Source organism: Leifsonia sp. HAY1-4F (assembly GCF_056755275.1).
Map to the genome: position 1 here is coordinate 1 of NZ_JBNDHX010000377.1, position 259 is coordinate 259.

1 protein-coding gene is annotated in these 259 nt (G+C 71.0%); it reads right to left on the reverse strand.

The window, feature by feature from the left end:
• Positions 1–15: 15 nt before the first annotated feature.
• The coding region (locus ACPYOG_RS19880; RefSeq protein WP_481295836.1) for a hypothetical protein at positions 16–259 on the reverse strand (244 nt) is incomplete at its 5' end.

The window sequence follows — 259 nt, forward strand, 5'->3', positions numbered from 1 at the left end:
CCGTCGTCGGCAGCGTCAGATGTGTATAAGAGACAGCACCACGGGAGAGACCGTCGGAACCTTCGAGCCCGGCTGGAGCGGCTTCACACCTGCTCGGGACATGCGGGCCGTTCCGGATGGGTCCGGGGACGTCCTCACGATCCAGCACCTGTCTCTTATACACATCTCCGAGCCCACGAGACACTCGCTAATCGGGGGGGGGGGGGGTGGGGTGGGGGGGGGGGGGGGGGGGGGGGGGGGGGGGGGGGGGGGGGGGGGG